This is a genomic window from Thermodesulfovibrio sp. (assembly GCF_049969575.1).
Taxonomy (GTDB): domain Bacteria; phylum Nitrospirota; class Thermodesulfovibrionia; order Thermodesulfovibrionales; family Thermodesulfovibrionaceae; genus Thermodesulfovibrio; species Thermodesulfovibrio obliviosus.
Genome location: NZ_JBMFOO010000017.1, coordinates 24,570 through 38,748, shown reverse-complemented (window position 1 = coordinate 38,748; position 14,179 = coordinate 24,570). Strand labels below are relative to the sequence as shown.

13 protein-coding genes are annotated in these 14,179 nt (G+C 32.9%); 10 read left to right on the top strand and 3 right to left on the bottom strand.

The genetic code is table 11. The annotated features are described in order from the left end of the window. On the bottom strand, nt 1-991 hold a 991-nt coding region (locus ACP5O9_RS05425), incomplete at its 3' end, for a sigma-54 dependent transcriptional regulator (RefSeq protein WP_428723579.1). A gap of 264 nt (nt 992-1,255) precedes the next feature. Here ACP5O9_RS05425 and mutS point away from each other — a divergent pair. From mutS to ACP5O9_RS05410, 3 genes are read left to right on the top strand one after another with little or no spacing between them, the layout of a single operon-like run. Beyond that, nucleotides 1,256-3,832 (top strand): DNA mismatch repair protein MutS, encoded by a 2,577-nt coding sequence (gene mutS, locus ACP5O9_RS05420; RefSeq protein WP_428723578.1) that lies wholly within the window; start codon nt 1,256-1,258, stop codon nt 3,830-3,832. Then, nucleotides 3,825-4,436, top strand: a complete 612-nt coding sequence (gene coaE, locus ACP5O9_RS05415) for a dephospho-CoA kinase (RefSeq protein ID WP_353685511.1) — start codon at nt 3,825-3,827, stop codon at nt 4,434-4,436. The genes mutS and coaE overlap by 8 nt, the downstream gene beginning before the upstream one ends. Then, nucleotides 4,423-5,373 carry a bifunctional riboflavin kinase/FAD synthetase gene (locus ACP5O9_RS05410; protein WP_428723577.1) on the top strand — a complete coding sequence of 317 codons (951 nt, stop codon included), beginning with the start codon at nt 4,423-4,425 and terminating at the stop codon, nt 5,371-5,373. Before coaE ends, ACP5O9_RS05410 begins: the two co-directional genes overlap by 14 nt. Here ACP5O9_RS05410 and ACP5O9_RS05405 read toward each other — a convergent pair. Then, nucleotides 5,362-7,227 (bottom strand): hypothetical protein, encoded by a 1,866-nt coding sequence (locus ACP5O9_RS05405; RefSeq protein WP_424904956.1) that lies wholly within the window; start codon nt 7,225-7,227, stop codon nt 5,362-5,364. The genes ACP5O9_RS05410 and ACP5O9_RS05405 overlap by 12 nt on opposite strands. 36 nt (nt 7,228-7,263) lie before the next feature. On the opposite strand from ACP5O9_RS05405, the gene ACP5O9_RS05400 reads away from it, so the two are divergent. From ACP5O9_RS05400 to recG, 6 genes are all read left to right on the top strand, one after another. After that, complete coding sequence (locus ACP5O9_RS05400) at nt 7,264-7,713, top strand: tetratricopeptide repeat protein (protein WP_428723576.1); 450 nt, start codon at nt 7,264-7,266, stop codon at nt 7,711-7,713. Between the two features lie 10 nt (nt 7,714-7,723). Further along, nucleotides 7,724-8,095, top strand: a complete 372-nt coding sequence (locus ACP5O9_RS05395; protein WP_424904957.1) for a PA2779 family protein — start codon at nt 7,724-7,726, stop codon at nt 8,093-8,095. A 110-nt stretch (nt 8,096-8,205) separates the two neighbouring features. Next, the gene (locus tag ACP5O9_RS05390; protein WP_424904958.1) at nt 8,206-8,430 is read left to right on the top strand and encodes a hypothetical protein; all 225 of its coding nucleotides are present in this window, start codon (nt 8,206-8,208) and stop codon (nt 8,428-8,430) included. Between the two features lie 128 nt (nt 8,431-8,558). After that, nucleotides 8,559-9,053, top strand: a complete 495-nt coding sequence (rimP, locus tag ACP5O9_RS05385) for a ribosome maturation factor RimP (protein ID WP_353685517.1) — start codon at nt 8,559-8,561, stop codon at nt 9,051-9,053. Nucleotides 9,054-9,057: 4 nt separating this feature from the next. Further along, nucleotides 9,058-10,116 carry a transcription termination factor NusA gene (gene nusA / locus ACP5O9_RS05380; protein WP_424904960.1) on the top strand — a complete coding sequence of 353 codons (1,059 nt, stop codon included), beginning with the start codon at nt 9,058-9,060 and terminating at the stop codon, nt 10,114-10,116. A 5-nt stretch (nt 10,117-10,121) separates the two neighbouring features. Continuing rightward, on the top strand, nt 10,122-12,185 hold the full coding sequence (gene recG / locus ACP5O9_RS05375) for an ATP-dependent DNA helicase RecG (RefSeq protein ID WP_424904961.1): 2,064 nt from the start codon (nt 10,122-10,124) through the stop codon (nt 12,183-12,185). Here the strand turns inward: recG and ACP5O9_RS05370 are convergent. Further along, nucleotides 12,172-12,936, bottom strand: a complete 765-nt coding sequence (locus tag ACP5O9_RS05370) for a GGDEF domain-containing protein (RefSeq protein ID WP_353685520.1) — start codon at nt 12,934-12,936, stop codon at nt 12,172-12,174. The two genes, recG and ACP5O9_RS05370, sit on opposite strands and share 14 nt — an antisense overlap. Nucleotides 12,937-13,149: 213 nt before the next feature. Here ACP5O9_RS05370 and ACP5O9_RS05365 point away from each other — a divergent pair, with 213 nt between their 5' ends. Then, nucleotides 13,150-14,178 carry a zinc-dependent alcohol dehydrogenase family protein gene (locus tag ACP5O9_RS05365; RefSeq protein ID WP_428723575.1) on the top strand — a complete coding sequence of 343 codons (1,029 nt, stop codon included), beginning with the start codon at nt 13,150-13,152 and terminating at the stop codon, nt 14,176-14,178. The last annotated feature ends 1 nt before the right edge of the window (nt 14,179 follow it).

Below are 14,179 nucleotides of genomic sequence, written 5' to 3'. Positions count from 1 at the left end.
TGGTTTTTTGCAGGGCTGACCATATAAGTTCCTTTTCAAAATTATTAATAGCCTCTTTCAGATTGCCATGAGAGATTTTTTTAGAATGCGAGCTTTTTATTATATATGAAGGAAGATCTTTAACTGTTATTTCCGATGAATTTGTGAAGGCAATTGCTCTTTCTATAATATTTTCAAGTTCACGAACATTACCTGGGAAAGAATAATTCATCAACGCATCAAGAGCTTCCTCTGTAATTCCTCGAATATGAATATCCTTTCTTTTTGAGGAATGTTTGTTTATAAAAAATTTTACCAGAGATGGTATATCTTCCTTTCTGTTTCTTAAAGGTGGAAGTTCTATCTGAATAACATTTAATCTGTAAAAAAGGTCCTCTCTAAAAGAGCCTTCTTTACATGCCTTGATCAAATCTTTGTTGGTTGCTGCTATAAATCTTACATCTACCTTTATAGGCTGTGCTCCACCAATTTTTATAAACTCTCCTTCTTGAATAACCCTCAATATCTTTGTTTGAAAAAGAGGTGAAACATCACCAATTTCATCAAAAAATAATGTGCCTTTATGAGCCCATTCAATAAGGCCTTTTTTTGTATAAGTTGCACCTGTAAAAGCACCTTTTTCAAAACCAAAAAGCTCTGATTCTAAAAGAGTATCTGGTATTGCAGAGCAATTTATTACTATAAAAGAATTATCTTTCCTGTCACTGAGATTATGAATTGCTCTTGCAACAAGCTCTTTACCTGTGCCAGATTCACCTGTGATAAGGACATTGCTATCTGTAAGAGCTGCTTTTCTAATACCACAATAAACATCTTCCATAATTTTGCTTATTCCAATCAATCCAGGGATTTCAACTTTTGGTTTGTCCTTAAATTTTTCAAATATTTCTAAAACTGTTTCATTTTTAAGAGGTTTTTCAAGAAAATCAGTTGCTCCGAGTTTCATTGACTCAACTGCTTTTTTTATATCTGGCTTACCAAAAGCAATCACAGGCATATATTGTTTAAGTTCAATAAGTCTTTTTTGCCATCCTTCTGAGTCAAGGTCAAGAAAAGCAATATCATAATTTGAAAAATTATTTGATGTAGATGCTCTTGCCTTATTAGATTTTCTTAATATAATTCCAATGGAATCAAAAATACGGTAAAGTTTGTCTGCTTCATCGGAAATAACAAAAACGCTGAAGGACCTAAAAAAACCATGAAATAAAATAGAATATTTAATGCATAGCTGTCAATACTGTATAATAATTAAATGAACTCCATGACAGTCTCACAGGAACAATTCACTCCTCTTATGAAACAATACTTCAGAATAAAACACCAGTATAATGATGCTATAGTTTTTTTCAGGCTTGGCGATTTCTATGAAATGTTTGGTGAGGATGCTAAAATTGCAGCAAATATATTGGGATTAACACTTACATCAAGAGATAAATCAAAAGAATCTGTCCCCATGTGTGGAATTCCTTATTTTGCTGCTGATTCATATATTGAAAAACTACTCAGGGAAGGTTATAAAGTAGCTATTTGCGAACAAATTGGAGATCCAAAAACAACAAAAGGGATAGTGGAGAGAGAAGTTGTAAAAGTCTTAACTCCAGGAACATATCTTCCAGAAGGAACTAAGGAAAATGTTTACATAATGGCAGCATATCCACAAAAACAGGGAAAAACAGGAATTGCCCTGGCAGATATTACCACAGCTGAATTCATTATTTATGAAACTGATAAAAATCTTTTTGATGAAATTGATAGATTTGAACCAAAGGAAATAATAGTTCCAAAGTCTCTTGAAGACCTTTTAAATTTTGAAAACTTAATTAATCAAAAAATATTTACCTTCATGGATGACTGGAAATTTGACTACATGCTTGCCTATAAAAGCCTTGTTGAACACTTCAGAATAGCCTCTCTAAAAAGTTTTGGAATAGATGACTTTCACCCTGCAGTGCAAGCAGCAGGAGCACTTTTAAAATATCTTGAGGAAAATAAACAGCAAACACAATTCAAACAATTAAAAGTTTTGAATCTCTCAGAATTTATGCTTCTTGATGGTTCAACTAAAAAAAATCTTGAAATTTTATCATCCCTTGATGGAGATAAAGAAGGCTCCCTTTTATGGATTTTAGATGAAACAAATACTCCAATGGGAACCCGTCTCTTAAGAAATGCTCTGTGCTGTCCGCTTTTAAATAAAGCTGACATAGAAAAAAGACTTGACGGAGTAGAAGCATTCTTTAAAGATTACGCTTTAAGAGAAAACACTGAGAAAATCTTAAAAGACTTTCCAGATATTGAAAGACTTGGCTTGAAGATTAAAAGGTATAACATAAATCCAAGAGAACTCAAAGCATTAAAAGATGCATTGCAGAGGATTCCAGAACTTAAAGAAACGCTTCAGATAAATGATTCACCAGTTATTAAGGACTTATCAAACCGTCTTCACGAATTAAATGAAATCACATCACTAATAGAGGATGCTCTTGTTGATAATCCTCCAAATACAATAAATGAAGGAGGAATCTTCAGAGATGGCTATAATTCAGTTATAGATGAGCTCAGAGCCTTAAAAAATCAAAGTAAAAACTATATTTTAAATATGGAAGCTGAAGAAAGAATAAAAACTGGAATCAATTCTCTTAAAATTGGCTACAATAGAGTTTTTGGTTACTACATTGAAGTAACAAAGCCGAATTTAAAACTCGTTCCTCCGCACTATATAAGAAAACAAACTCTCGCAAATGCTGAGAGATTTGAAACGAGACAGCTTAAAGAACTTGAACAAAAAATACTCAGTGCAGAGGAAAGACTTAAAACTCTTGAAGAAGAATTATTTAGAGAATTAATTAAAAAAGTTTCTTATCACACAGAGCAGATATTTAAAAACGCAGAAGTAATCGGATATATTGATTTTCTTTGCTGTCTGGCAAAAGTTGCATCAAAATACAGATATACAAGACCTGAAATCACAGAAGAGGAAGTAATAGAAATTGTTGAAGGAAGACATCCTGTAATTGAAAGACTTATCCAGCTCGGGAAATTACCTGAACAGAGATTTATACCAAATGACTTATCAATTGGCTCAGAAGACCAGAGAATTATTATTCTTACAGGACCAAATATGGCTGGAAAATCAACATACATGAGACAGAACGCTTTAATTGTTCTCATGGCACAGATTGGTTCTTTTGTTCCTGCAAAACATGCAAGAATCGGGATTGTTGATAGAATTTTTACTCGTATAGGTGCTTCTGACTATCTTGGAAAAGGACAGAGCACATTCATGGTTGAAATGATAGAAGTGGCTAACATTCTGAATAATGCAACAGAAAAAAGTTTTATAATACTTGATGAGGTTGGAAGAGGAACAAGCACTTTTGATGGAATAAGCATTGCCTGGGCAGTTGTTGAGTATATTGCAGAAAAAGTCAAGGCAAGAACTATTTTCGCCACTCATTATCATGAATTAACAGACCTTGCCTTCAGCTTTGATTGTATAAAAAATTACACAGTAGTGGTTAAGGAATGGGGTGATGAAATAATATTTTTGAGAAAGATACAAAAAGGTGGAGCTGATAAAAGCTATGGAATTCAGGTTGCCCGTCTTGCAGGGCTTCCACAGGAGATTCTATTGAGGGCAAAGGATATATTAAAAAAACTTGAAAAAAAAGAATTCCAGACTTTTCAATCAAAGGCAAAGCAGCTTGATTTATTTTTTCAGGGAGACCCTATTATTGCTGAAATAGCAAAGATTGATATAGAAAATCTTACACCCCAGAAGGCATTAAAAAAACTTAAAGAACTTAAGGAGATGCTAAAAAATGATTAAAGTAGGACTTACAGGAAACTTTGGAATGGGTAAAAGCACAGTAGCTGAAATCTTCCGCAGTCTTGGTGCTTATGTGATAAATACTGATAAAATCGTTGAGGAGCTTTTAAATGAAGCTTCAGTAATAGAAGAAATTAAAAGACTTTTTGGACAAGAGGTTATTTCTGATGGCAAACTTAATAAAAAATACATTGCCCAGATAATTTTTGACAATCCCCTTATGAGAATATATCTTGAAAACATTCTTCATCCAAAAGTCTTTGAAAAAATTGATGAAATAATAAAAAAAATTCCTGAAAGAGGAGAGCCAAAAATTGTAGTTATCGAGGCACCTGTTATTTTTGAAAGGGGTTATCAGAACAGATTTGATATAATTATTACTGTCTGGACTCCTGAAGAAATAGCAATACAGCGTCTTCAGAAAAAAGGAATTTCAAAGCAAGAAGCAATTAAAAGACTCAAAGCACAGTTTCCAATTGAGATGAAAAAATCAAAATCAGATTATATAATAGATAATTCAGGTAGTGTAGAAAAAACAAAGGCACAGGTGGAAGAGCTATTTCAAAAATTAACAGCACTGGAGCATAGATATGCAGGTAATTAAAAAAATTGAAAAACTTGATTATCCAAACCCTGTCATGACAATAGGAAATTTTGATGGAGTTCACATTGGGCATCAGAAAATTTTTGATTTTGTAAAAAGAAAAGCAGCTGAGATTAACGGAACCTCAGTGGTCATAACTTTTAATCCCCATCCAATTAAAGTGCTCTATAAAGAGCATCCCCTTAAACTGATTACAACCAATGAAGACAAAATAAAACTGATTGAAAAATGCGGGATAGATTTAACAATTTCTATACCTTTTACCTATGAATTTGCTCAGATAGAGGCAGAGGATTTTGTAAAAGATATTCTTGTGGAAAAATTCAATGTAAAATGGATTGTTGTGGGATACGACTACAGATTTGGCAGAGCAAGAAAAGGAGATAGAGAACTGCTGAAAAAGCTTGGTGAAATATATGGATTTAAGGTTACTGTGCTTAAAGCCTACAAAAAAGGTGGGAAAATATTAAGCAGCACTGCTGTAAGAAATGCTCTTTTTCAGGGAAACATCAAAGAAGCAAATCAGTTTCTTGGAAGAGCCTATCATGTAGATGGTGAAGTAATAAGAGGAATGGGAAGAGGCTCATCAATTCTTGGATATCCTACTGCAAACTTTGTTCCCGAGCAGGAGATTATTCCAAAACAAGGAGTATATGCAGTTAAGGTTACCATACCCAATTTAAAGACTTTTAATGGTGTGGCAAACATTGGTAAAAACCCAACTTTTGGCAATACAAATATGAGCTATGAAGTTCACATCCTTGATTTTAAAGAAAATCTGCTTGGCAAAATCATTAGAGTTCACTTTATTGAGAGAATTCGTGATGAGAAAAAATTTAATTCACCAGAACAATTAAAAGAAAATATTGCTCGTGATATTGAATTTGCGAAAAAAATTTTTAAAAAAAATAAAACACCGCTATTTTTAGATTTTTAAATTTACAGGGTCTACTTCAACTTTAAAAGAAATGCCTTTATAGAATTTTAGCTGTCTGGCAGCATTATTTAACTCATCAATAAGCTTTTTTTTATCTTTTGATCTCAGAATAAAAACAAATTCCTCATTTTCATTTTTCACAGGTCCTGTAATTTCTCCCGTTACATGACTTTTTAGAAAATCCTTAATTTCACCTAATACAGATTCGGAAGATGTTTTTTTGATTTTTATTATCAACTTAATAAACCTTGAAAATGGGGGAAAACCAGCTTCTTGTCTGTGTTTTAGCTCATAAAGGTAAAAATCTTTGAAATTATAAGAGCGAATAAACTTAAAAAACTCATTTGCAGGATTTCTTGTCTGAATGAATAACTCTCCATCTTCTCTGATAAGCTGGCTTAGAGATAAAACTCTTGCAAAAGCTCTTTCAAGAGTTCTGTAATCAGGAATAAAAAGAAAAAAATCAAAATCCACAAATACAGCTACTTTAAAAACAGGAAGATGTCCTTTTTTTACCTTTCCTGTTTCAGCAACCCAGATTCCTTGAGAGTTCTCAATTTCCATATCCATTTGTCTAATCTCTATATGTTTTCCTGAAAAAATATTTTCAAGCTCCTCCTTAATTCTTTCAACGCCAACTCCAACTGGATGTATATCAACTCCAGAACAATAAAGACATTGTTCTGGAGCTTTCATAACAAAACCGCATCTAAAACATTCAACTGTTTTGATGGATTTATGAAAAATCATGCTGAGCCCGCATTTTTCACATTTAATAACTTCTCCACATTCTGAACAACGAAGAAGACTGTAGCCACTTCTTGGAGAAGTAACAAGAATTCCTTCTTTATAATGAAGTTTCATATAAAGCATTGTTTCAGGATGAAAAATGCTTTGATATGGCTGCCTTAAAATTTTTATCTCGGGATGTTTCACTGTATTGAAGTCATCTATAAATTCGTATTTACCTCTCAGTGTATTATAATAAGAAGTTGTGGATGGCATAAAATCTGTAAGCACAACAGGACATCCTTCAATAAATCCTCTCATCACAGCACAGTCTCTTGCATGATATCTTGGAGATTGTTCTTCCTTATAAAGCCAGTGCGATTCCTGGGATACCATAATCAATGAAAGTTTTTTTACAGGTGCAAACAGAGCAAATCTTGTTCCCACCACAACTTTTGCTCTGTTTTCAATTATTTCTTTTATTGAAAACAAAATCTCTGAGCGAGGCATTTCACTGTGAAGAAGTACAATCCTGGAATCAAATTCTTTTAAAGTGCTGTAAAGTCTCTGAGCATCTTTTTTTTCAGGTAGTATTAAAAGAATTGCTCCATCCAAGGATAAAAGATTCTTAACTGTTTCAACCATTAACTTCATCTCATAGAAAAAATCAGGACAGTGAACAAGAACTGTTTTATAATTGCCTATTTTTGCAATGTCAATAATTTTTGAGAGAGTCTCTTCATTTAAAAAATAATTTTCTAAATGAAACAAAATTGAATCATCTCGGGATTTCAAAATTTTTTTATTTCTTATTCCCTTAAGCAATTTCATAATCTCTTCAAAAAAAGTAGCTCTCAAAACAGAACCTATCTCAGATATATAGTAAAAACTCATCCACTGGAGAAAATCTATGAATTTTTTTTCATAAGCTTTACCAATAATTGCCTGAATTTTCTTTATTTTCATTATTTCTTCAGGTTTATCAGCGCGTTTTATAACAATGCCTTCAACTGTCCTATTTTTAAGGGGAACTTGAACAGCAAATCCCTTTAAATCTATGTCTTCATCATATTCATAGGTAAGTGTTTTAAGTTTAAGGGGAATTGATACATCAAAATAAGGCATGAACTAATTATACCTTTTTTATGGTATAATTACACAATGCTGTTAAGATTATTAATAGCAATCTGTCTGATAATCACAGGCTGCAGTATGCCGCAGGTCGTTGTTTTACATGATCCTTTAACACCCCAGGAACATCTTCAATTAGGATTAAATTATGAAAAGAATGGGCTTATTGATGAAGCTATACAACATTACAAAGAAGCTTCAAAATCAGATGCAAAAGGTTATCTTTTTCTTGGCAATTTATATTTAAATCAGAAAAAATACGATATTGCAGAAGAATACTACAAAAAAGCAATTCAAAAAAATGACAAACTTGCTGATGCATATAATAACCTTGCATGGCTTTATTGCATAAAAAATGAAAATCTTGATAAAGCTCAGGAGCTTGTAAAAAAAGCAATGGAGATTGAAAAAAACAATCCAGAGAAAATCAAAATTTATCAAGATACATTTGAACAAATTCAAAAACTAAAAACTAAATAGGAGGTGTTTTATGTTTAAGAAGTTACTTGTAGGTTATTTAATCATCTCAATTGTCGTAATTGGAATTGTTCAGTCAGCAGGAGCTGCTTTCATTGCATCTGAAGTAACTCTTAACACAAAGACTCAGGATCTCGAAAAACTTCAGAAATTTCTTGAAATGAAAATTGTTTCTCAGAGACTTAAAGATTTTGGTTATTCTGAAAAAGAAATCATGGATAGACTCTCAAGTCTTGATGAACAGAGTCTTCATAAGCTTGCATTAAAAATTGATGAAATTAAAATTGCTGGAGATGCTGGCTTAGCAGTAATTTTAGCTCTTTTAATAATTGCACTGGTAATATTAATTATTAACCTTACAGGGCATAGAGTAGTGGTAAAATAAAAATATCAAAAGGGGTTGACAAAAAGATTAAAACAATGGTAAAAAAAGAAAATCAAAGGGATTTCAGTTTTTAGCTTAAAAAAGTAAGGGAAAGGAGGTGACGAAAGAAGATGAAGAAAATACTTGCATTAGTTCTTTCATTAATTCTTATGGTATCCTTTAGCTTTGCATTAGGATGCAAAAAGGCTGAGGAGAAAAAGCCTGCTGAGGCACCAGCACCAGCTCCAGCTCCTGCTCCAGCACCAGCTCCTGAAAAAGCTCCTGAAGCTCCAAAAGCTCCTGAGGCTCCAAAGGCTCCTGAAAAAGCTCCTGAAAAACCTGCTGAGAAAAAATAATTTAGCAGGATATAACAAAAGCAACACCGGGATCATTCCTGGTGTTGCTTTAAATCTCTTAAAAATGTTAAACTTTTTGAAAGAGTGGGCTTCCCCACTCTTTTATTTTGATAAAATTGAGGGAGTTAATGAACATTAAAGAATTAAAAGACAAAATAAAAGAATATGCAGAACAAGTTAGCGAGCAAGAGGGAGTTGAAGTTCTTGATATAGAAATACACCCTGGTGGAAAAGGATTGATTTTAAGAATTTTTATTGACAGAGAAGGAGGAGTAACTATTAAAGACTGTGAAAACTTCTCAAGAGCTATAGAAGCCATACTTGATATTGAAGATCCTATAAAAAGCTCTTACACTCTTGAAGTTTCTTCTCCAGGTATTGATAGGCCTCTTAAAGAAAAAAAAGATTTTTTAAGAAATCTTGGAAGAAATGTAAAGATTACCACAAAAGAAAAAATAGCAGAACGCACCTTTTTTATAGGTAAAATTATTGATGCAGGAGATGATTGGGTAAGAATAGAAATTAAAGAGACAAAAGGAAAAGGGAGTAAAAAAGAAGAAAAATCAGAACTTTTATTTATACCTTTAAATAAAATACTTAAAGCTCAGGTTTACTTAGGATAGGGTTATGGGGAAAGAGCTTAAATTTTTAGTAGAACAAATAATGAGAGAAAAAGGAATTACTAAGGATGCTGTAATAGAATTGCTTGAAACAGCACTTATCTCAGCTATAAGAAAAAAGTATGGTAATAGGTCTTCGATTAGAATAAAAATAGATCCTCAAACTTTTGATATCAATATTTTTGAAATTAAGAAAGTAGTAGAAGAGGTAAAAGATCCAGCAAGTGAAATCTCCATACAAGAAGTACAGCAAAAATATACTGATAAAGGAATTGGAGATACAGTTGAAGTTCCATTGTCTATTCAGGATTTTGGTAGAATTGCTGTTACAACGGCAAAACAAGTGCTTTTCCAAAAAATAAGAGAAATTGAGAGATTCTTAATCTATGAAGAATTTAAAGATAAAGTTGGCAACATAGTAAGCGGCACAGTTTTGAGAAAAGAAAAAGGAAATTTTTATATTCTTGTAGGAAAAGCAGAAGCTATCCTGCCAGAAAAAGAAGTGCTGCCGCAGGATAATCTAAAAAGAGGAGATATTGTTAAGGCATATATATTTGAAGTAAAACAAACTTCAAAAGAACCTGTAATAAAACTGTCACGAACTCATCCGAATTTTGTAATTGGACTGTTTAGTCTTGAAGTGCCGGAGATTCAAGATGGTATAGTGCAAATAAAAAGTATTGCAAGAGATCCAGGAGAAAGAACAAAAATAGCTGTGGCATCACGGGATCCTTCGGTAGATCCTATTGGAGCCTGTGTTGGTATGAAAGGAACAAGAGTTCAGGCTGTTGTAAGAGAACTGAAAGGTGAAAGAATTGACATAATTCCTTACAGTGATGATCCGAGTTTTTTTATTGCAAAAGCTCTAACTCCTGCAACTGTACTTAAAGTCGGGATAAATGAAAAGGAAAAAACAGCAGTAGTGGTTGTTGAAAATGACCAGCTTTCGCTAGCAATTGGCAAAAAAGGACAAAATGTAAGACTTGCCTCCAAACTGACTGGCTGGAGTATTGATGTCTTAAGTGAATCAGAATATGCTCAGATGAAAACTAAAGAAAATGAATAAAGTAAATGAATGGATTAAATCTTCCCATTCAGTATCTCAAGGGTGTAGGTCCTAAAAAAGCCAGTCTTCTTAAAAAATTAGGCATACAAACAGTTAAGGATGCTCTATATTATCTTCCCTTTCAGTATGAAGACAGAAGAAACAAAAAAAACATTTTTGATATAAAACCTGGAGAAATTGTCACTGTACAAGGACATATAGTTCAGATTAATGAATTAAAAACAAAAACTAATCTTTCAATAATAGAAGCAATTATCTCAGATTCAACAGGCTATCTTAAAGCAAAATGGTTTAATCAGCTTTATTTGAAAAAAATTTTAAAGGAAAAACAAAAAATAAAAATTTTTGGAAAAGCTCAGATTGACTGGAGGGGAGCTTACATAGAAATTGTAAATCCAGAATATGAAATCGCAGAAACATTGAACTCTCAAAATCAAGAAATTGTCCCTGTATACAGGCTTACTGAAGGTATATCCCAAAGACAGATGCAATCAATAATGCAGGCTGCGGTGGAATTTGGTATTCCTCTGATACAGGAGCCCCTGCCTGAAAAATTAATAAAAAAATTAAACTTTCCACATATTAATGAAGCTCTCAAATCTGTTCATTTTCCACCGCATGATGTAGATATAAAAGCCTTGAATGAAAAAAATTCTTTATTTCACAAGAGAATCATTTTTGACGAATTATTTTTACTTCAACTTGGAATTCTTATGATGAAGCAAAACAGAATTTGTGAAGAAGGTATATCTTTCAAGCCTGAAGGAAAGCTTTTAAAAAAGTTTCTTGAAAATCTTCCTTTTCAACTTACTATGGCTCAACAAAAGGTAATAAAAGAGATTTTACAGGATATGGAAAAACCCACTCCAATGAACAGACTTCTTCAAGGGGATGTAGGCTCAGGAAAAACAGTTGTTGCTCTGGCAGCGATGCTTGCTGCCATTGAGTGTGGATATCAGGCAGCCTTAATGGCACCAACAGAGATACTTGCAGAGCAACATTATTTAAATATTTCTTCCCTTGTGAAAGGACTGCCTGTTAATGTTTTAATTTTCACATCCACATACAACAAACATGCTAATTTAATTGCATCAGGAACTGCAAACCTTATTATTGGCACTCATGCTTTAATTCAGCAGAATGTTCATTTTAAAAACTTAGGACTTGTTGTAATAGACGAGCAACATAGATTTGGAGTAATCCAGAGGGCAATGTTAAAAAAGAAAGGATTAAATCCAGACACCCTTGTAATGACAGCCACACCTATTCCAAGAACCATGGCACTTACTGTTTATGGAGACCTTGACTACTCTGTGCTTGATGAACTTCCTCGTGGAAGAAAACCTGTTTTAACAAAAGTTATAGAACCTGAGAATAAAAAATTAGTTTATAAAATGATAGAAGAAGAAGTTAAAACAGGAGGACAGGTTTATGTTGTCTATCCTTTAATAGAAGAATCTGAAGTAATGGATCTGAAATCAGCAACTCAGGGATATGAAGGCTTACAAAAGCTTTTTCCTCAATACAGAGTAGGACTACTTCATGGAAAAATGCCACCAAAACAAAGAGAAGAAATAATGAAAGAATTTCGCTCTGGCAGTATCCATATTCTTGTTGCTACAACAGTTATTGAAGTTGGCGTAGATGTTCCAAATGCTACTTTAATGATAATAACTCATGCAGAAAGATTTGGACTTTCTCAACTGCATCAACTAAGAGGAAGAGTTGGAAGAGGACCGAGACCTTCAAAATGCATTCTTCTGCCCTATAAATTAACTGAAGAAGCAAAGCTGAGGCTTAAAGCAATTGTAAATTACTCTGATGGATTTAAAATAGCTGAAGAGGACATGAAAATAAGAGGACCGGGAGAACTTTTTGGAGTTAAACAGTCAGGAATGCCTGATTTGAAAGTTGCTGATCTGATAAAAGACCAGAGTCTTCTTGAGGTAGCAAGAAAGGAGGCAGAAATAATTTTAAGGGAGAGCCTTAATCTGAGTTCATATCCAAAAATCCGAGCTTTATTAGAAGAATTCTGGAAAGATAAAACCGAAATATTTATGACAGCTTAAAGCCTGCATTTATATTTTTGGAAGCAAGTTCAATTTTATTTTTACCACTTCTTTTTGCCTGATAAAGTGCCATATCAGCTCTGTGTATTGCCTCTGTTAAGTTGTCATTCGTATCAATCTCTGTTATGCCAACACTTACAGTGATAAAAATTTTTTCGCTTCCTGCTTTAACTGGTTTTTTAGCTATATTTTCTCTTACTCTTTCCAGTGCCATTAAAGCTTTTATCTCATCAGTGTCTGGAAGAATTATCAAAAATTCTTCTCCTCCGTATCTTGAAACTACATCGGTTGCTCTTAAAAAATTTTTAATCTGCAAAGCAACATGATTTAAAATCCTATCGCCTACAAGGTGTCCAAAGTTGTCATTTATAGATTTAAAGTTATCTATATCAACCATTGCTATAGACAAATGCTGCTTATTTCTTTTTATCCTTGCCATCTCTTCTATCAATCTATTTATCCCGGCTGTTCTATTGTAAACTGAAGTTAGTTCATCAAAATAAAGTTGATTTTCAACTTTTTCAAAAGAATTATGTATTATTTTTTCCATTTTTCTTTTCAATATTTTAGCAATCAATAAATTAGCCAACACTGAGATTGCTCCTCCTAATGAAATAAGCAAAATAAGTTCTTTCTTATCATATTGGCCAGAAATAAAAACAAATGACAAAGCAATTATCAAAAATGCATTCAAGGCAATAAATTTATTGATATCTTTTGTTATGTTCATTACAAGTATTTTAGGATTCATCCAATTCCTCCTAAATTTTTTCTAAAAAAGAATACAAATTCTATGCCACAGTAAAAATTGTTTTAAAATTTTAATTCAAGCAATACTGTCTGTCAAAAAACAGGCATTTTTTACCTAAGAGGGTCAAATTTTCCAACACAGTGAGCAATAACAGTTTTTGAAATTGCCGAAAAAAATTATTGTCTTGATAGCAAAACAGAGTATAATATCTTTATGAAAGCCTGGGTAATCGGAGAAACAACAGAAATCAAAAATAATCAACCTTTAAATCTCATTGAAATAGGAGATCCTCTGCCTCAAGCAAAAGAAATAGTTATAAAAGTTCATGCCTGTGGAGTTTGTCACACTGAAATTGATGAAATAGAAGGAAGAGCAACTCCTTCATTTTTCCCTATAATTCCAGGGCATCAGATTGTTGGAGAAGTTGTGGAAATTGGTAGAGAAGTAAAAAATTTTAAAATTGGTGACAGAGCCGGTGCAGGATGGATTTATTCAGCTTGTGGTAAATGTGAATTCTGCTTAAAGGAACTTGAAAATCTATGTAAAGATTTCAAAGCAACAGGCAAGGATGCTCATGGTGGATATGCAGAGTATTTTAAAATTAATGAAGATTTTGCTTTTCCTATTCCAGAAAATTTTAAAGATGAAGAGGCTGCTCCACTTTTTTGTGCAGGAGCAATTGGTTACAGAGCTTTAAGGCTTACAAATCTTGAAAATGGTCAGAATATTGGACTGGTTGGCTTTGGTGCTTCAGGACATCTTGTGCTAAAGATGATAAAATTTTTATATCCTTATACAAAAATTTTCGTGTTTTCAAGAACACCTTCAGAAAGGGAGCTCGCTATTGAACTTGGTGCATACTGGGCTGGAGATTTTAATGAAGAGCCTGCTGAAAAAATTAACTCAGCAATTGACACAACTCCTGTATGGAAGCCTCCAATTATGGTTTTACAACATCTTAAACCAGGAGGCAGGCTTGTAATAAACGCAATAAGAAAAGAGGAAATTGATAAAAATGAATTTTTAAACATTGACTATCCAAGAGATTTATGGCTTGAAAAGGAGATTAAAACAGTAGCAAATGTTACAAGAAAAGACATAAGAGAGTTTCTTTACATTGCCTCAAAAATTCCAATAAAGCCAGAGATTGAAATATATCCTTTTTCTGAAGCAAATAAAGCAATTCAGGATATAAAAAATAGAAAAATAAAAGGCGCAAAAGTTTTAAAAATTGGAGGTTAAA

Coding starts and splice junctions, on each gene's coding strand:
- ACP5O9_RS05390 (WP_424904958.1), top strand. CDS start 8,206: ATGAAGAAAATACTTGCATTAGTTCTTTCATTAATTCTTATGGTATCC.
- ACP5O9_RS05370 (WP_353685520.1), bottom strand. CDS start 12,936: ATGAATCCTAAAATACTTGTAATGAACATAACAAAAGATATCAATAAA.
- rimP (WP_353685517.1), top strand. CDS start 8,559: ATGAACATTAAAGAATTAAAAGACAAAATAAAAGAATATGCAGAACAA.
- ACP5O9_RS05405 (WP_424904956.1), bottom strand. CDS start 7,227: ATGCCTTATTTTGATGTATCAATTCCCCTTAAACTTAAAACACTTACC.
- ACP5O9_RS05365 (WP_428723575.1), top strand. CDS start 13,150: ATGAAAGCCTGGGTAATCGGAGAAACAACAGAAATCAAAAATAATCAA.
- mutS (WP_428723578.1), top strand. CDS start 1,256: ATGAACTCCATGACAGTCTCACAGGAACAATTCACTCCTCTTATGAAA.
- nusA (WP_424904960.1), top strand. CDS start 9,058: ATGGGGAAAGAGCTTAAATTTTTAGTAGAACAAATAATGAGAGAAAAA.
- ACP5O9_RS05410 (WP_428723577.1), top strand. CDS start 4,423: ATGCAGGTAATTAAAAAAATTGAAAAACTTGATTATCCAAACCCTGTC.
- ACP5O9_RS05400 (WP_428723576.1), top strand. CDS start 7,264: ATGCTGTTAAGATTATTAATAGCAATCTGTCTGATAATCACAGGCTGC.
- coaE (WP_353685511.1), top strand. CDS start 3,825: ATGATTAAAGTAGGACTTACAGGAAACTTTGGAATGGGTAAAAGCACA.
- ACP5O9_RS05395 (WP_424904957.1), top strand. CDS start 7,724: ATGTTTAAGAAGTTACTTGTAGGTTATTTAATCATCTCAATTGTCGTA.
- recG (WP_424904961.1), top strand. CDS start 10,122: ATGAATGGATTAAATCTTCCCATTCAGTATCTCAAGGGTGTAGGTCCT.